The 17,123-nt window shown below is 69.2% G+C and carries 16 protein-coding genes; 2 read left to right on the plus strand and 14 right to left on the minus strand.

Annotation, left to right across the window (positions count from 1 at the left end):
• Nucleotides 1-9: 9 nt before the first annotated feature.
• The 5 genes from SNA_RS11465 to SNA_RS11485 all read right to left on the minus strand — a co-directional run bounded on the left by SNA_RS11465 (nucleotide 10) and on the right by SNA_RS11485 (nucleotide 5,323).
• Nucleotides 10-978 carry a helix-turn-helix transcriptional regulator gene (locus SNA_RS11465; protein ID WP_030066706.1) on the minus strand — a complete coding sequence of 323 codons (969 nt, stop codon included), beginning with the start codon at nucleotides 976-978 and terminating at the stop codon, nucleotides 10-12.
• A gap of 117 nt (nucleotides 979-1,095) precedes the next feature.
• Entirely contained in the window at nucleotides 1,096-1,467 is a 372-nt protein-coding gene (locus SNA_RS11470) for an FKBP-type peptidyl-prolyl cis-trans isomerase (RefSeq protein ID WP_030066705.1), read from the minus strand.
• Between the two features lie 58 nt (nucleotides 1,468-1,525).
• Complete coding sequence (locus tag SNA_RS11475; RefSeq protein WP_030066704.1) at nucleotides 1,526-2,530, minus strand: FKBP-type peptidyl-prolyl cis-trans isomerase; 1,005 nt, start codon at nucleotides 2,528-2,530, stop codon at nucleotides 1,526-1,528.
• 150 nt (nucleotides 2,531-2,680) lie between these two features.
• Nucleotides 2,681-4,042 (minus strand): Pup--protein ligase, encoded by a 1,362-nt coding sequence (pafA, locus tag SNA_RS11480; protein ID WP_030066703.1) that lies wholly within the window; start codon nucleotides 4,040-4,042, stop codon nucleotides 2,681-2,683.
• A gap of 9 nt (nucleotides 4,043-4,051) precedes the next feature.
• Entirely contained in the window at nucleotides 4,052-5,323 is a 1,272-nt protein-coding gene (locus tag SNA_RS11485; protein WP_044364665.1) for an MFS transporter, read from the minus strand.
• Between the two features lie 121 nt (nucleotides 5,324-5,444).
• On the opposite strand from SNA_RS11485, the gene SNA_RS11490 reads away from it, so the two are divergent.
• A complete protein-coding gene (locus SNA_RS11490; RefSeq protein ID WP_044364668.1) occupies nucleotides 5,445-6,575 on the plus strand; it encodes a LacI family DNA-binding transcriptional regulator in 1,131 nt (376 codons plus the stop codon).
• Nucleotides 6,576-6,630: 55 nt separating this feature from the next.
• Here SNA_RS11490 and prcA read toward each other — a convergent pair whose 3' ends face one another.
• The 6 genes from prcA to arc form a co-directional block, all read right to left on the minus strand.
• Complete coding sequence (gene prcA, locus SNA_RS11495) at nucleotides 6,631-7,515, minus strand: proteasome subunit alpha (RefSeq protein ID WP_030066700.1); 885 nt, start codon at nucleotides 7,513-7,515, stop codon at nucleotides 6,631-6,633.
• A 91-nt stretch (nucleotides 7,516-7,606) separates the two neighbouring features.
• Nucleotides 7,607-8,452 carry a proteasome subunit beta gene (gene prcB / locus SNA_RS11500; RefSeq protein WP_030066699.1) on the minus strand — a complete coding sequence of 282 codons (846 nt, stop codon included), beginning with the start codon at nucleotides 8,450-8,452 and terminating at the stop codon, nucleotides 7,607-7,609.
• A complete protein-coding gene (locus tag SNA_RS39395; protein WP_078969846.1) occupies nucleotides 8,404-8,916 on the minus strand; it encodes an endonuclease VII domain-containing protein in 513 nt (170 codons plus the stop codon). The genes prcB and SNA_RS39395 overlap by 49 nt, the downstream gene beginning before the upstream one ends.
• 117 nt (nucleotides 8,917-9,033) lie before the next feature.
• The gene (locus SNA_RS11510) at nucleotides 9,034-9,252 is read right to left on the minus strand and encodes a ubiquitin-like protein Pup (protein ID WP_030066697.1); all 219 of its coding nucleotides are present in this window, start codon (nucleotides 9,250-9,252) and stop codon (nucleotides 9,034-9,036) included.
• Between the two features lie 211 nt (nucleotides 9,253-9,463).
• On the minus strand, nucleotides 9,464-10,975 hold the full coding sequence (gene dop / locus SNA_RS11515) for a depupylase/deamidase Dop (RefSeq protein WP_030066696.1): 1,512 nt from the start codon (nucleotides 10,973-10,975) through the stop codon (nucleotides 9,464-9,466).
• A 277-nt stretch (nucleotides 10,976-11,252) separates the two neighbouring features.
• On the minus strand, nucleotides 11,253-13,019 hold the full coding sequence (gene arc / locus SNA_RS11520; protein WP_044364876.1) for a proteasome ATPase: 1,767 nt from the start codon (nucleotides 13,017-13,019) through the stop codon (nucleotides 11,253-11,255).
• 249 nt (nucleotides 13,020-13,268) lie between these two features.
• On the opposite strand from arc, the gene SNA_RS11525 reads away from it, so the two are divergent.
• Nucleotides 13,269-13,565 carry a ferredoxin gene (locus SNA_RS11525; RefSeq protein ID WP_030066693.1) on the plus strand — a complete coding sequence of 99 codons (297 nt, stop codon included), beginning with the start codon at nucleotides 13,269-13,271 and terminating at the stop codon, nucleotides 13,563-13,565.
• A 153-nt stretch (nucleotides 13,566-13,718) separates the two neighbouring features.
• Here the strand turns inward: SNA_RS11525 and SNA_RS11530 are convergent, their stop codons facing one another.
• From SNA_RS11530 to SNA_RS11540, 3 genes are all read right to left on the minus strand, one after another.
• Nucleotides 13,719-14,321, minus strand: a complete 603-nt coding sequence (locus SNA_RS11530; RefSeq protein WP_044364671.1) for a hypothetical protein — start codon at nucleotides 14,319-14,321, stop codon at nucleotides 13,719-13,721.
• Between the two features lie 226 nt (nucleotides 14,322-14,547).
• Nucleotides 14,548-15,555, minus strand: coding sequence for a tRNA (adenine-N1)-methyltransferase (locus SNA_RS11535; RefSeq protein WP_030066691.1), 1,008 nt, complete (start codon nucleotides 15,553-15,555; stop codon nucleotides 14,548-14,550).
• 181 nt (nucleotides 15,556-15,736) lie between these two features.
• Nucleotides 15,737-17,074 (minus strand): site-2 protease family protein, encoded by a 1,338-nt coding sequence (locus SNA_RS11540; RefSeq protein ID WP_044364675.1) that lies wholly within the window; start codon nucleotides 17,072-17,074, stop codon nucleotides 15,737-15,739.
• Nucleotides 17,075-17,123 lie beyond the last annotated feature (49 nt).

The raw sequence follows: 17,123 nt of genomic DNA on the forward strand, positions 1-17,123 counted from the left end.
GTCTCCCTCTCAGCCCTTGGCCACGGCGCGCAGCCGGTCGATGACCTCGGCCCGCAGTTCGGCCGGCTCCAGCACCACCACATCGGGCCCGAACTCCACCAGCCAGGCGTCGAGTCCGTGCCCGTTGGGGATCTCCAGCTCGTCCCAGCCGTCCCCCAGGTCCCGTACGGACCGTGCGCGGGCCCGCAGCGGATAGCCGTGGTCGGCGCGGAGCCGGATCCGGGCGGTGCCGGTGGCGGTCTCCCCGGCCCAGCTCTCGACGGTCTCCCGTACGGTGACGTGGTCGGGCACCGGCGCGGTGAACGCCCCTTGCCGGGAACGGACCTTGCCGGTGATCCGGGACAGCCTGAAGACCCGCTCGGCCTGGCGGCCGCGGTCCCAGCCGGCGACGTACCAGTGGCCGCGCCAGCACTCCAGGATCCACGGTTCGACATGCCGCTGCTCGGGGCGGGCGGCATTGGCCTTGCGGTAGTCGAAGACCACCGGGCGGCGGTCGCGGCAGGCCAGCATCAGCGGTTCGAAGGCGGCTTCATGCGCCGGGATACGGGGCTCCAGCGCGCTGTGCGGCGTGCGGTCCTCGTAGTCCGCGCCGTCCTGGGCCAGCGGCATCCCGGCCGCCCGCAGCTTTTGCAGTGCCCCGCTGGCCGCGCCGGCCAGCCGCGCCTGCTGCCAGATCTTGGCGGCGAGCCCCAGGGCCGCGGCCTCCTCGGCGTCCAGGGTGATCGGCGGGAGGCGGTTGCTGTCGCGGCGGGCGAGATAGCCGACCTCGCCGTCGAAGGCGTCCACCGTCTCGATGACCAGCCCGAGCTCGCGCAGATCGTCCTTGTCCCGCTCGAACATGCGGTTGAAGGAGTCGTCGCTGCCCGCCTCGATATAGGCCTCGATGGACGAGCGCAGCTCGCGCTTGGCCAGCGGGCGTCGCGTCCCCAGCAGGCACAGCGCCAGATTCATCAGCCGCTCGGCCTTGGCAATGGCCATCGACGCCCTTTCTCGTGGAACTCCCGAGCGCTGACCGTACCGCTCGGGGTCCCCGGGGCAAAGCCGAGGGCCCGTGCCGCAGACGGCACGGGCCCTCGGTTCGCGTCGGACGCGGCCTCAGACGGAGACCAGGTCGCAGACGAAGATCAGCGTCTCACCCGGGGCGATCTTGCCGCCGGCGCCGCGGTCGCCGTACGCCAGGTGCGCGGGGATGGTCAGCCGGCGGCGGCCGCCGACCTTCATGCCCTGCACGCCCTGGTCCCAGCCGGCGATGACCTTGCCGGCGCCCAGCTCGAACTCCAGCGGCGTACCGCGGTTCCAGCTCGCGTCGAACTCCTCGCCGGTGCTGAAGGAGACGCCGACGTAGTGGACCTTCACGAAGTCCCCGGCCTTGGCGACCGGCCCGTCGCCCTCCCACAGGTCCACGATCTGGAGCTCCTGGGGAGCCGGACCCTCGGGGAAGTCGATCTCGGGCTTGTCGATGTTCACGAAGTGTGCTCCTACTTACGAATCTTTACGATTACCGCGCCAGTCTTGCAGATCGCGATCAGGCCGTGCCCAGGATGTCGACCGTGAAGATCAGCGCGTCGCCCTTGGCCAGACCGCTGTTCTGCGGCGGGGTGTCCCCGTAGGCGAGATCGGCCGGGATGGACAGCACCACGCGGTCACCCACGTGCTTGCCCACCAGGCCCTTGTCCCAGCCCTGGACGACGCTGCCGGTACCGATCTGGAAGGCGGTCGCACCGCCGTGGTCCCAGGACGAGTCGAACTTCTTGCCGTCCCGCCACTTCACACCGGTGTACTGCGCGATCAGCCCCTGGCCGGCCTTGACCTCCGGCCCCTTGCCCTTGATCAGCACCTGCTCGCCGAGCTTGGTGGGCGCCTTCTCCCCCTTGGGAACGGTGATCGTCGCGGCCTTCCCGGCCTCGGCCTTCACCTCGGGCATACCGCTCTCGGACGCGGCCTGCTTGCCCTCGGCCGCCGCCTTCTTGTCCACCTTGGTCGCGGCGGCCACATCGACGACCCACACCAGGCCCTCGTCCGGCTGCAGCCCGATCCGCTGGGCGATGTCCGCGCCGTACGCCGCCTTGGCACTGGCCTCGACCTCGACACGGCTGCCGACCTTCTTACCCGCCAGCGCGTTCAGCACCTTCGGCGGCATCGTCGGCTGGGTCAGCTGGTCGGTGACCTCGGCGACCACCTGCCGGTGCGCCGAACCCACCGTCTTCTGCCCCGGCACCGGCTCCCACGTGTTGTCCAGACGCTGGCCCTTGAGCGTCTGCGCCACGACGTCGAGCCGGACCACATCACCCTTCTTGACGGCCGCCCCCTTCCCGGTGACCAGCGACTTCGTGACGACCGCATCGGCCACCTTGGCGTTCTTCGGCGCAGTGATCTTGGGCTGCGCCCCCGCCTTCCCGGTCACCTTGGCCACGGGCTCGCCCGACGAGGCGGCCTTGCCGTCATCGGACCCGCAGGCGGCGGCGAACAGCATGATGGGCACGGTCAACGCAGCCGCGGCGGCGCGACGGGTGTTCTTCGTGAGGTTCATCAGTCCAACTCGGGCTCGGGGGGTGGGTGGGCAATGTCCGCCACTCTACGACCCTTCTCTGTGCACGTAGAGCGCCACAACACACCGGGTCCGCACACGCCGCGGTGCCGGAAGCCCGCGCTCCCGGCACCGCGCCGAACGTGTCCGCGCTCACATCCCGGCGATCAGTTTCTCCACCCGATCGTCCACCGAACGGAACGGGTCCTTGCACAGCACCGTGCGCTGCGCCTGGTCATTGAGCTTGAGATGCACCCAGTCGACCGTGAAATCCCGGCGCTGTTCCTGGGCCCGCCGGATGAAATCGCCCCGCAAACGCGCACGGGTGGTCTGCGGCGGCACCGACTTGCCCTCGAAGATCTTCAGATCGTTGCAGATCCGCGCGGCCTGACCCTTGCGTTCCAGGAGGTAATACAGCCCCCGGCGACGGTGAATGTCGTGATACGCGAGGTCTATCTGCGCCACCCTCGGGTGGGACATCGTCATGTTGTTCTTGCTGCGATACCGCTCGATGAGCTGATATTTCATCACCCAGTCGATTTCGGTCGCAATGAGGTCCAGATTCTCGTCCCGCACCGCCTCCAGCGTGCGGCCCCACAGCTCAAGGACCCGCTCGACGGTACCCGTACGGATTCCGCGGCGCTCACAGAAGTCGACGGCCTTTTCGTAGTACTCCTGCTGCACCTCCAGCGCCGAGGCCTCCCGGCCGCTGGCCAGCCGCACCTTGCGCCGGCCGGTGATGTCATGGCTGACCTCACGGATGGCGCGGATCGGGTTCTCCAGCGTCAGATCCCGCATGACCGTGCCCGCCTCGATCATGCGCAGGACGAGATCGGTGGCACCGACCTTCAGCAGCATGGTCGTCTCGGACATATTGGAGTCGCCGACGATGACATGCAGCCGGCGGTAACGCTCGGCGTCGGCATGCGGCTCGTCGCGGGTGTTGATGATCGGCCGGGAACGGGTCGTCGCCGACGAGACGCCCTCCCAGATGTGCTCCGCGCGCTGGCTGACGCAGTAGACGGCGCCGCGCGGGGTCTGCAGCACCTTGCCCGCACCGCACAGCAGCTGACGGGTGACGAGGAAGGGAATGAGAATGTCCGCGAGCCGGGAGAACTCACCGTGCCGGGCGACGAGATAGTTCTCGTGGCAGCCGTAGGAGTTTCCCGCCGAATCGGTGTTGTTCTTGAAGAGATAGACGTCGCCCGCGATTCCCTCCTCGTGCAGGCGGCGTTCGGCGTCGACCAGCAGGCCCTCGAGAATACGCTCGCCCGACTTGTCGTGGGTGACCAGCTCGGTCACGTTGTCGCACTCGGGAGTTGCATATTCCGGGTGCGAACCCACGTCCAAGTACAGCCGGGCGCCGTTCCGCAGAAAGACATTGCTGCTGCGGCCCCATGACACGACACGGCGGAAGAGGTACCGCGCCACTTCGTCAGGCGACAGTCGGCGCTGTCCCCTGAACGTGCACGTGACGCCGTACTCGTTCTCCAGCCCGAAAATGCGGCGGTCCATGACTGAACATTACGCCTGATGGCGTGTTCTGAAACCGGGATCGTCGGCATCGTTTCGATCATTTTCCGCCGCGGCCGGGCCCGTGGCCACCGTCATCGTCGGCGCCGCGAGCGGCGGCAGGAAGCGCCGGGCCGTCAGCATGACGGCCAGCGCGGCGAGCCCGCCCGCACCCGCGACGGCGAAGCCCGCCGCCGCGCCGCCCGCCTCCACCGCGGGCCCCTCCACCGTCATCCCCACCGACGACCCGACGACGAAGGCCGTCACCAGCCACGAAAACGCCTCGGTGACCGTGCCCTTGGGCGCATGCCGGTCCACCACCACGAACGCACACGCCAGCGACGGCGCGAAGAACAGCCCCGCCAGCCCCGCCAGCAGCGTCATCCCGAGGACCCCCGGCACCAGCGCCAGCGGCACGAACCCCAGCGCGACCAGCACGATCAGCACCCGCAGCCGGTTCTCCGGCTCACCGGGCCACTCCCGCGCCCCGTACACCACCCCGCCCAGCAGCGCGCCCGCGCCCAGCGCCGAGAGCAGAGCGCTGGCGACCATGCCGCCGCCGTGCTCGTCGGCGTAGGCGACCGCGGCGACCGCGATCGACCCCAGCGCGATCCCGACGAAGAAGTACGTCCCGAGCACCACCAGCATGCCGCCCGAGCGCAGCGCCCCCAGCCAGTGCGCCTCGCGCGGCGCGCTGCGCCACCGCCGGGACGGCGGCGAGACGACGACGGACAGCGCGCCGAGCACCCCGAGCAGGTTGATCACCAGCAGCGCGGCGCGCTCCGACCAGACCGCCACGCACAGCGTGACCAGCAACGGCCCCACCGTGAACATGACTTCCTGCGCCGCCGCATCCAGCGCATAGGCCGCGTGTATCCGGTCCGCCCGCCCCAGCACCCCCGGCCACAGGGCCCGCAGCCCGCCCTCCAGCGGCGGGGTGAAGAAACCGGCCATCGCCACCGCCGCATACGCGACCGGCAGCGGGTCCAGCCCCACCGCGGCCAGCAGCACCATGCCCAGCGCGGAGAGCACGGCCGCGGGGAGCATGACCCGCGGCTGCCCGTAGACGTCCACCGCGCGGCCGAGCAGCGGCTGGCCGACGGCGTTGCACAGTCCGTAGACGGCCGAGAGCGCACCGGCCAGCGCATAACTGCCGCCCTCGGCGCGGGCGAAGAGCACCACCGCCAGCGGGCCGGTCGCATTCGGCAGCCGGCCGACGAGCGTGCCCGCCAGCAGCCGCGCGGCGTACCGCGTCCTGAGGAGCTGCCCATATCCCGCGGCCATCCCGGCCCCCCTCTCCGCCCGGCAGCGCCGGGAAGTGTTACGTATAACGTCCGAGGTCATACGTACCATGGGCCACGCCCACGGGTCCACCCCGCGGCGGACGGAGCAAGGAGAGCACACGGTGACCAGCAACGAGGCCACGGCGGGCGCACGCCGCCCGGCCACCGCCCGCACCACCAGCCGCGACGTGGCCCGCGCCGCCGGGGTCTCCCAGGCCACCGTCTCCCTCGTGCTCGGCGACAAATGGCGCGGCCGGGTCTCGCAGAGCAAGGCCGAAGCCGTACGCACCGCTGCCCGAGAGCTCGGCTACCGCCCCAACCTCGCCGCCCGCAGCCTGCGCATGGGCCGCACCCGCACCGTCCTCCTCGTCGTCCCCGCCCTCACCACCGAATTCTTCGCCCGCGTCTACACCGGAGCCGCCCGCACCGCCGCCGACCACGGCTTCGGCGTCGTCCTCTACCCCTCCCCCGAAGGAATCGGCCCATCCCGCCCGTCGCCCTCCACCACCCACAGCGGAAGGCCCGTTCGGGCCCCTTTGATTCCCGACCCCTTCGACTCCGCCGCCGCCACCCTGGACGGAGTGATCGCCTCCTCCATGGCCGCCGACGCCCTCAGCGGCCTGCGCACCGCCGGTCTGCCCCTGGTGATGCTCGACAGCGACCCCGACGACCCGCGCGCCACCGCCACCGTCAACCTCGATATCGCCGACGGCGCACGCCAGTTGGCCACCCACCTCACCACCCTGGGCCACCGCCGCATCACCCACCTCGCGGCCGACGTCGACTCCTGGACCTTCGCCCTGCGCTCCCGCGCCGTCACCGAGGCGCTCGCCGACGTCCCCGGCACCCACCTGCGCCGCGAGCCGTCCACCCTCGCCGTCGATGCCGGCCTGCGCGCCGCGCACACCGCACTGACCGCCCCCGGCCCCCGCCCCACCGCCCTCCTGTGCGACGACGACATCATCGCCGCCGGCGCCTGCAAGGCCGTACGCCGCCTGGGCCTGCGCATCCCCGAGGACATCTCCGTCACCGGCTTCGACGATCTGGCCCTGGCGGTGGCGGTCGAACCGGAACTGACGACCGTACGGCTGCCCGCCGAGGACTTCGGCGAAGCCGGCATGCGGTCCCTGATGGCCGTACTCGACGGCGGCCGCCCCCCGGCCCCCACCCTTCCCGTCGAACTGATCGCCCGCGGCTCCACGGCCCCGCCGCCCGCCGACGCCCCCAACGCCGCGCGCCCCGGCGGGCAATGACCCGCCGGGGCGCGTGAGAAGCGGCGCTCGGCCCCTCGGGGCCGCCACCGCCTTCCTAATCCTCCGACGTCTCCGTCCCCTTCGAGGAACCGGAATCGTCCTTACCGGAATCGTCCTTGCCGGACGTGGCCTCGGCATCGGAAGCCCCCGAGGCTCCCGAGGACTCCCCGGCAGCACCGCCCGCCGCCTCGTCCGACGCATCCTCATCGCCGTCCGCGGACTTCCCGGCCTCCGCGCCCACGTGCTCATCCAGCAGCCGCGACAGCTGACGCCCCAGGATCCGCTTGAACTTGCGCTGCTGCGGCCGCGTACGGTCCAGCGTCGCCACCTCGAGCTGCTCCGCGGTCAGCGTGCGCTCCGCGCCCGCCGTGTCCCGCGACAGCGACTCCACGGCAAGCTTCAACGCCTCGCCCAGCGTCATGCCCTCACGGTGCCGCTGATCGAGATAACTGCTGATCTGGTCGGCATTGCCGCCCACCGCGACCGAACCGTGCTCATCCACGATCGAGCCGTCATGCGGAAGCCGGTAGATCTGGTCGTCCTCGGGCGCATTGCCCACTTCGGCGACGATCAGCTCGACCTCATACGGCTTTTCCGCGGCGCTGGAGAAAATCGTGCCGAGCGTCTGCGCATAGACGTTCGCCAGCCCGCGGGCCGTCACATCCTCCCGGTCGTAGGTGTAACCCCGCAGATCGGCGTACCGCACACCGCCGATCCGCAGATTCTCGAACTCGTTGTATTTGCCCACGGCCGCAAAGGCGATGCGGTCATAGATCTCGCTGACCTTGTGCAGGGCCCGGGAGGGATTCTCGGCGACGAAGACCACGCCGTCGATGTACTGCAGCACCACGACACTGCGGCCGCGTGCGATGCCCTTGCGGGCGTACTCGGCGCGGTCGGCCATGGCCTGCTGGGGTGAGACATAGAACGGCGTCGACACCGGCTATCCGTCCCTTCCTGTCAATGACTTTCTCACTGGCTGGGGGCACCCCTAGCGTTAGCCGGGGGAGCATCACGGAACCACCGTCCCGTCAGAGCAGTGCGGCCCGCGGGCCGTCGGGCTGCTCGAGGCGCCGCTCGTGAATGGCACGGGCGATGTCCGACACCTCTGCCTCGGTCAGCTTCTTGAAGCCGTCCTCGGTGATCACCGTCACGATCGGATAGATCCGCCGGGCCAGATCCGGGCCGCCCGTCGCCGAGTCGTCGTCCGCCGCGTCGTACAGCGCCTGGACGACGGCCGTGGCTGCCTGATTCTCCGTGAAGTCGTCGCGGTAGAGCTTCTTGAGGGCACCGCGCGCAAACACCGAACCCGAACCCGTCGACGCGAAACCGTGCTCCTCGGAGCGGCCACCGGTCACGTCGTACGAGAAGATCCGGCCCTTCTGGCGGTCCACGTCCCAGCCGGCGAACAGCGGCACGATCGCCAGCCCCTGCATCGCCATCCCGAGATTGCCGCGGATCATCGTCGACAGGCGGTTCGCCTTGCCCTCCAAGGAGAGTTGGGCGCCTTCCACCTTCTCGAAATGCTCCAGCTCCAGCTGGAACAGCTTGACCATCTCGACGGCGAGCCCGGCCGTGCCGGCAATACCGACCGCCGAGTACTCGTCCGCCGGGAAGACCTTCTCGATGTCCCGCTGCGCGATGACATTCCCCATCGTCGCCCGACGGTCACCGGCGAGCACCACGCCGCCGGGGAACGACGCCGCCACGATGGTCGTCCCGTGCGGCGCCTCGATGGCCCCCTGCACGGGCGGCAGCGGGCGGTTGCCCGGCAGCAGGTCGGGCGAGTGCGCCCCGAGAAAATCCATGAACGAAGACGATCCGGGCGTCAGGAAGGCTGCTGGCAGTCGCCCGGTGCTACGAGTGTTGGCTTCCACGCGTTTCCTTCCAGGTAGGCGATGGCCCGTCGTATGGCGTCGGGGTCATCTCTCAACTTGCCGAGTGCCGAGTTGCAGTTGAAGCACAGTACGCCTCGGACCTTACCCGTCTTGTGATCGTGATCCACATGCGCGGGGTCGGGCGTGAGGCAGATCGGGCAGAGGCCCTTCTGCTCTGCGACCATCGCATCACGTTCGGCTTCGGTGATGCCGTACTGGCGCTTGAGATGGCCTGCCCTGCCTTCAGCGGCTCGGCACACCTTGCAACGAGTCGAGAAGCCGTCCGAGGCTCGCCGGTTCCGATCCCATTCGCTGTGTGGCTTGACCGTCTTGCAACGTCGGCAGTACTTGTGCCCATCAGGCGCGGGCACCTTTGGGCGGATGTTCCTCCCCTTGGCCAGTTGCCGCTGCTGGTGATACGCGGACCAGCATTCCCGGCAATAAGCCTGCAGACCATCACCCATCGACTTATTGCGAGCGAAGGCGGCTCGCGGCTTGTCTACATGACACCGCGAGCAGCGCTTCGACTTCGATTCTGACTCTTCCACCGCGCACCCCCCGTTTCACCTTCGTTTCGAAGGCTACTGCCCGCCCTTCTGAACGAAACTTCGAACGAAGTCCTCCGCGTTCTCCTCGAGGACATCGTCGATTTCGTCCAGGACGGAATCGACATCGTCCGACAGCTTCTCCTGCCGTTCCTTGAGATCCTCCGAAACCTGCGCATCCTGCGCCTGCTCCTCGACCTCTTCCGTGGAACGCGTGGCCTTCTGCTGCCCGCCGCCGCTGTCCTTGGTCGCCATATCCCTCACCCCGCTCGGTTTGACCGCTCGATGTGACCTTCAAGATCCGACCCTACAAGCAGGGTCCGACATCGGCCCTGCACATGGTGCAACGTCCGGGAGTCCCCAGGATCATTCCCGCGCCACGGCCATTTCAGCCCCGGATCGGCCCTCGATCGCGGGAAGATCCCTCCCGGACGCGTCCCCGCGTCCGCCGCGCACCGGCCGCGCCTCAGCGCCCGGAGAGCGTCCTGACCAGGTCCTCCGCCGTGCGGCAGCGGTCCAGGAGTTCCTTGACGTGTTTACGGGTCCCGCGCAGCGGCTCCAGTGTGGGCACCCGCTGCAACGAGTCACGGCCCGGGAGGTCGAAGATGACCGAATCCCACGAGGCGGCCGCGACGTCGTCGGCGTACTGCTCCAGGCAGCGGCCGCGGAAGTAGGCCCTGGTGTCCTCCGGCGGCTTCAGCTGGGCCCGTGCGACGTCGGCGTCGTCCAGGAGCCGCTTCATCTTGCCGCGGGCCGCCAGACGGTTGTACAGGCCCTTTTCGGGGCGTACGTCGGCGTACTGGAGGTCGATGAGGTGCAGCCGGGCGGCGTCCCATTCGAGGCCGTCGCGGCGGCGGTAGCCCTCCATCAGCTCCCGCTTGGCGACCCAGTCCAGCTCGCCCGACAGGCTCATCGGGTCGTTCTCCAGCCGGCCGAGCACGTCTTCCCACCTGGTCAGCACGTCCTTGGTCTGCTCGTCCGCATCCGCGCCGTAGCGGTCCTCGACGTATTTGCGAGCCAGCTCGAAATACTCCATCTGGAGCTGTACGGCGGTGAGCGTGCGGCCGCTGCGCAGCGTGATCAGATGGCGCAGGGTGGGGTCGTGCGAGACGTGGTGGAGGGTGCGTACGGGCTGGTCGACGGCGAGGTCGATGGCGATGAAGCCGTCCTCGATCATGGACAGGACCAGCGACGTCGTGCCGAGCTTGAGGTAGGTCGAGATCTCGGAGAGGTTGGCGTCGCCGATGATCACATGGAGGCGGCGGTATTTCTCCGCGTCGGCGTGCGGCTCGTCCCGGGTGTTGATGATGGGCCGCTTGAGGGTCGTCTCCAGCCCGACCTCCACCTCGAAGTAGTCGGCGCGCTGGCTGAGCTGGAAGCCGTGCTCGTGGCCGTCCTGGCCGATTCCGACGCGGCCGGCGCCGGTGACGACCTGGCGGGAGACGAAGAACGGCGTCAGGTGGCGCACGATGTCCGAGAAGGGGGTCTCCCGCTTCATCAGGTAGTTCTCGTGCGTGCCGTAGGAGGCGCCCTTGTTGTCGGTGTTGTTCTTGTAGAGGTGGATCGGCTGGGCGCCGGGGACCTGTGCGGCCCGCTGGGCGGCCTCGGCCATGATCCGCTCGCCGGCCTTGTCCCACAGGACGGCGTCGCGGGGGTTGGTGACCTCGGGGGCGCTGTATTCGGGGTGGGCGTGGTCGACGTAGAGGCGTGCCCCGTTGGTGAGGATCACATTGGCCAGGCCGATGTCCTCGTCGGTGAGCTGGCTGGAGTCGGCGGCCTCGCGGGCGAGGTCGAAGCCGCGGGCGTCCCGCAGCGGGTTTTCTTCCTCGAAGTCCCAGCGCGCCCGTCGTGCCTGGTGCATCGCGGCCGCGTAGGCGTTGACGACCTGGGACGAGGTGAGCATGGCATTGGCATTCGGGTGGCCCGGAACGGAGATCCCGTACTCCGTCTCGATCCCCATTACTCGCCGTACGGTCATGCGGCCCTCCTTGCCCGGCGGCGCCCCCGGGTGGGGTCGGCGCTCAAGTACCGCTGCGCTTCCGGTGCGTGTACGTTCCCCGCTCCCGCACACCGATTCGCGGCGGTATGGACGAGCCTAGAACGCCTTTGCGGTGCTGGGGAGATCATTACAGTCATTGCTCCAGTCCGGTTTTCCCTGGTCCATCGCCCTCTTACGGGGGCCGATCACTGCGGCTCCCGGAAAAGCGTCCGGCTGCGGACGCCCCGTGCAGGACATCCGCAGCCGGAGTGCGGTGTTACAGGTATTGGCCGGTATTCGCCACCGTGTCGATGGAGCGGCCGGTGTCGGCGCCCTGCTTTCCGGTGACCAGCGTACGGATGTACACGATCCGCTCGCCCTTCTTGCCGGAGATCCGGGCCCAGTCGTCCGGGTTCGTGGTGTTGGGCAGGTCCTCGTTCTCCTTGAACTCGTCCACGCATGCCTGGAGGAGGTGGGAGACCCGCAGACCCTTTTGATTGTGCTCGAGGAAGGCCTTGATGGCCATTTTCTTCGCACGTCCGACGATATTTTCGATCATGGCTCCGGAGTTGAAGTCCTTGAAGTAGAGGACTTCCTTGTCACCATTGGCGTAGGTGACCTCCAGGAATCGATTTTCCTCGGATTCCGCATACATCTGCTCGACGACCGACTGGATCATCGCGCTGACCGCGGCCTTACGGGAATCGCCGTGCTCGGAGAGATCGTCTGCGTGCAGCGGCAGATTTTCCGTGAGGTACTTCGAGAAGATGTCCTTGGCGGCCTCGGCGTCCGGACGCTCGATCTTGATTTTCACGTCGAGGCGGCCGGGGCGCAGGATCGCGGGGTCGATCATGTCCTCGCGGTTCGAGGCGCCGATCACGATGACGTTCTCGAGGCCCTCCACACCGTCGATCTCGGAGAGCAGCTGGGGGACGATGGTGTTCTCCACGTCCGAGCTGACGCCGGAGCCGCGGGTGCGGAAGAGGGAGTCCATCTCGTCGAAGAAGACGATGACGGGGGTGCCCTCGCTGGCCTTTTCCCTCGCCCGCTGGAAGACCAGCCGGATGTGGCGCTCCGTCTCGCCCACGTACTTGTTGAGCAGCTCGGGGCCCTTGATGTTGAGGAAGAAGCTCTTCCCCGCGGGCTGGCCGGTCACCTCGGCGACCTTCTTGGCAAGGGAGTTGGCGACCGCCTTGGCGATGAGTGTCTTGCCGCAGCCGGGCGGGCCGTAGAGCAAGACGCCCTTGGGCGGGCGCAGTTCGTGCTCTTTGAAGAGGTCGGGGTAGAGGTACGGAAGCTCGACCGCGTCCCTGATCAGTTCGATCTGGCCGCCCAGACCGCCGATCTTGGTGTAGTCGATGTCCGGGACCTCTTCGAGGACGAGCTCCTCGACCTCGCTCTTCGGGATGACTTCGTAGACGTAGCCGGAGCGGGGTTCGAGCAGCAGGGCGTCGCCGGGGCGGATGGTGATGTCCAGCAGCGGCTCGGCGAGCCGCACCACCCGTTCCTCGTCGGTGTGCCCGATGACCAGCGCACGCTCGCCGTCCTCAAGGATTTCCTTGAGGGTGACGATGTCGCCGGCGCTCTCGAACTCCATGGCGTCGACCACATTGAGCGCCTCGTTGAGCATAACCTCCTGGCCGCGCCGGAGGTCGTCGAGCTCGACGCTGGGGCTGACGTTCACCCGGAGTTTTCTGCCTCCGGTGAAGATGTCGGCGGTGTCGTCCTCGTTCGCCTTCAGGAAGACACCGAAGCCGGCCGGGGGCTGTGCCAGGCGGTCGACTTCCTCCTTGAGCGCGACGATCTGGTCGCGGGCCTCGCGGAGCGTATTGGCGAGTCGCTCGTTCTGGGCGGAAACGCCGGCCAGGTTGGTCTGCAGCTCGACGATCCGCTCTTCGAGAATCCTCGTATGCCGCGGAGAGTCGGCGAGCTTGCGTCGCAGGACGGCGATCTCCTGCTCAAGATAGGCAACCTGGCCGGCCGGATCTTCAGACCCGCGCCCCGGCCGGATGCCGCGGTTGATGTCGTCGTCGTGGGCTGCCACGGTCCTCACCTCCTCCAAGGAGCTGGACGCTTCCTGACCCTACCTGGGCCGGTGCAGGTTGAAACCCCTAGATCGAAAAGACTGTCGGGGCGTGTCCGATCTTCACCCTTGCGCACGTCCTCACGCCAAGGGAATACCCACCCAACAACATCGGAAAGCGAGCGGTTGTATCGTCGAGTCGGTCAACACCCGTCAGGGCTGGTGTCACTGAGACAAAAACGGTTCACGTACGCAGGAACGGCAGGCGAGATGACCGCGCAGGATGAAGCCTCTCCGGAGCTCGAAGTCTGGATCGATCAGGACCTGTGCACGGGCGACGGGATCTGCGTGCAGTATGCGCCCGAGGTATTCGAGCTCGACATCGACGGCCTGGCCTATGTGAAGAGCACGGACGACGAGCTGTTGCAGGACAAGGGGGCCACAACGCCCGTTCCGCTGCCGCTGCTCAACGATGTCCGCGATTCCGCCAAGGAATGCCCCGGCGACTGCATCCATGTGCGCAGGGTCACGGACCGGGTCGAGGTCTACGGGCCGGACGCGGAGTAGTCGCCACGCACAGTGGCCAGAGGGCGGCGTTGCCGCAACGCGCCGTAGCGGCCGCGCATGTCGGGGCGACGCAGCGTAGACATGCCACAGACAGGGCGTAGGCGGAGCGTAGGAATCGCTCCGCCTACGCGCATATCAGGTGACGGTGACGGATCAGGCACCCTCGGTAGTGCCTTCGGCGGGAAGTTCGGTCTGGAGGAACTTCCCGTCCCGCCATTGCCATTTGGTGTTCTTGCGCACATCCGGGCAGCAGCGCGGCACATCGAGGGTGGAGTAGCCCAGGAGCGTCGCGGAGATCTCGCCGCCCTGGAGGGTGAGGGCCTGGACGCTGAGCTTCTGGGAGGGCGCGAGAAGGGTCGCCACGACGCGCGGCGGGGCCTTGGGGTCGGTCGGCCGGGCCAGGACGAAGACGCCACTGGGCGGGGTTCCGGTCTCGGTGTGGCAGCGGACCACGGCGACGGTCTCGGTGGTGCCGTCCAGATCGAGGTCGCCGGAGACCTTGTGCACCACGTCGAGGCGGTTGGGTCCGCAGTCGACCGGGAAGGTCACACGGCGCGGGTCGGGCGCGGCCGCGGGGCGGGCGGCGGACTTGGTCTCGTAGGTGGCCTTGCCGGCGCGGGCGGTCGTGGCGGTGGCATCGGGGGGCTGGACGAAGGACGCGGCCGCCACGACGCCCGAGACGGCGGTGGCGGTGGCGAGCCAGTGCATGAGGCGCGGCTGGGTGTGCGTAAGGTCCTGGCCGACCAAGGGCTGCACGCGGGGTAACTCCTGTGAAGAGCTGTGGCGGTGGGGTGCCCAGCATCGTTCCACAGGAGCAGGCGGCGCGGAACCGTTGGTACCGGAGTTTCGCGGCCCGTTACCGGACCTTCAAAAGCGGCGGCGCCGCCGACGGTTCCGTGGAGAACTCGTCGGCGGCGCCGGGTGGTTCGACGGCCGGATCAGGGCCGGATGTGTGGTGGGATGTCCGACCCCTTCTACAGGGTCAGTCGCGCTCCGCTGCGGCTTCGGGGCCCGCGGAAGCCGCGTCCTCGGTGCTCTTCGCGGAGGCCGTTTTCTCCCGCCCGCCCGGCTCTGCCTTCTCCCGCCCGCCCGGCTCTGCCTTTTCCCGCCCGCCCGGCCCGGTGTAGTCCTCGCCGTACGCGCCCTTGGCCGGCCGGCGGCGGCGCAGCGGGGGCTCGACGCCGTCGGCGAGACGGCGGGCGGTGAGCAGGAAGCCGGTGTGGCCGATCATGCGGTGGTCGGGGCGGACCGCCAGGCCCTCGACGTGCCAGGTGCGGACCATGGTCTCCCAGGCCGACGGCTCGTTGAAGGTGCCGTGTTCGCGGATCGCCTCGACGGTGCGGGCCAGCTGCGTGGTCGTGGCGACGTACGCGCAGAGGATGCCGCCGGGGACCAGGGCCTTGGAGACGGCCTCCAGGCACTCCCAGGGGGCGAGCATGTCGAGGATGACGCGGTCGACGTCGGTGTCGGACAGGTTGTCCTGGAGGTCACCGACGGTGAGCGTCCATGCGGGGTGCGGACCGCCGAAGTAGCGCTCGACGTTCTGCGTGGCGATCTCGGCGAAGTCGGCGCGGCGCTCGTAGGAGTGCAGCATGCCGTCGTCGCCGATGGCGCGGAGCAGGAAGCTGCTGAGCGAGCCGGATCCCACACCTGCCTCGACGACGCGGGCGCCGGGGAAGATGTCGGCCATCGCCAGGATCTGCCCCGCGTCCTTGGGGTAGACCACGGCGGCACCGCGGGGCATGGACAGGACGTAGTCGGGGAGCAGCGGGCGCAGCGCAAGGTAGGCGACGTTCCCGGTGGTACGGACAACACTGCCCTCGGGAGCACCGATCAGCTCGTCGTGGGGGAAGGCTCCCTTGTGGGTGTGGAAGCTCTTGCCCTCTTCGAGCGTGAAGGTGTAGTGGCGTCCCTTGGGGTCGGTGAGCTGGACCTGGTCCCCGACCTTGAAGGGCCCGCGACGGCGGGCGGCACCGGTCGGTTCGGACATGTGACCAGCCTACCGGCCGATCGGGGCGCGGCGGACCAGTGGGCGGGGGCGCAGCCCGCCGGGCGGGGCGGCGCGGGTGCGGCCGGGGCGGGCCGCTATCCGGCCGTTCGAACATGCACGACCCCCCGGCTGGGGGCTACCCGGAGGGGGCGGGTGCGAAGCCCGCCGGGGCCGGAGCGGGTCAGGACGGGCGGGCCATTGCGGAGACGAAGGCGCGTTCCACGTCGGCGGTGGACAGGACGCCGTAGATCTCGCCGGTCTCCTCGACCACGAGGTACTCGGTGGCGGGGGTGGCGCGCAGATACTCCAGGAGGTCCTCGCCGGCCAGTTCGGCGGAGACGCGCATGCCGTCCTTGAGGTCCTGGGCGAGGGTGCCGACGGGGACCCAGGGGCGGCGGTGTTCGGGGACGCCGACGATGGCGGCCTCGCGGACCAGGGCGGTGGGGCTGCCCTGGCCGTCGACCACGACGAGGGCGCGCGCACCGGCGTCGTTGGCGCGGCGCAGCGCCTCGGAGAGCGGGGTGTCGGTCTCCACCGGGACGGCGCGGCGGGGGAGGGTGCGGGCGGTCAGGTCGGGGAGGCGTTCGCGCAGCCGGGCCATGCGCAGGCTGTTGCCGGCGCCGGTCCAGATGATGGCGGCGAGGATCGCGGCGAGCAGGGCGTCGGTGAGCGAGTCGGTGCCGCCGATCTCTTCGGGGGCGGTCCCGAGGGCTCCGGTGTGGGTGAGCAGCGGGAGGCCGATGAGGACGGTGACGGCGAGCGCGCGGCCGACCCAGGCGGCGGCGATGGTGCCGGTCATGGGCTTGCCGGTGATTTTCCAGACGACGGCGCGCAGCATCCGGCCGCCGTCCAGGGGGAGGCCCGGCAGCAGGTTGAAGACGGCGACGATGAGGTTGGAGATCATCAGGCCGGCGAGCAGCACGCCGGGGACGGTGTCCGGTTCGGCCATGTGCATGCCGAGGGAGAAGACGCCGGCCAGTACGAGGGAGAGCAGCGGGCCGACGAAGGCGAGGATGAATTCCCGGCCGGGGGTCTCGCTCTCCTTCTCGATCTCCGAGACGCCGCCGAAGAACTGGAGCTGGATGCGGCGTACGGGGAGCTTGAAGCGCAGGGCGGCGACGGTGTGGGCGAGCTCGTGGACGAGGACGGAGCCGTAGAAGGCGACGGCGAAGAAGAGGGAGACGAGGTAGCGGGCCGCGCCGAGCTCGGGCAGGACGCGTTCGAGCTGGCCGCCGAAGACCCAGGTGATCAGGGCGGCGACGACGAACCAGCTGGGGGCGACGTAGACGGGCACGCCGAAGGGGCGGCCCATGAGGATGCCGCCGCCCTTCTTGGCGTCCGGGGCCTCGGGCTTGGGGGCGTTGGCCGGGGCGGTGGCCCGCGGCGCCTCGCTGTCCGGAGCGCCGCCCGTCGGCTCGTCCGCCGGCGTCGCCCCGCGCTCCTCGGTCTCCGTGGATGGCTCGGGCGGTCGGTGCTGCACAGACTCCTGGGGGTCCTGCGGCTTCCCGCTGTCGTCCACGGCGTCCCCTCGTCGAATGCGGCCTTTGTACCTGCGTGGTGTGATCTCC

Source organism: Streptomyces natalensis ATCC 27448, assembly GCF_000935125.1.
Lineage (GTDB): Bacteria > Actinomycetota > Actinomycetes > Streptomycetales > Streptomycetaceae > Streptomyces > Streptomyces natalensis.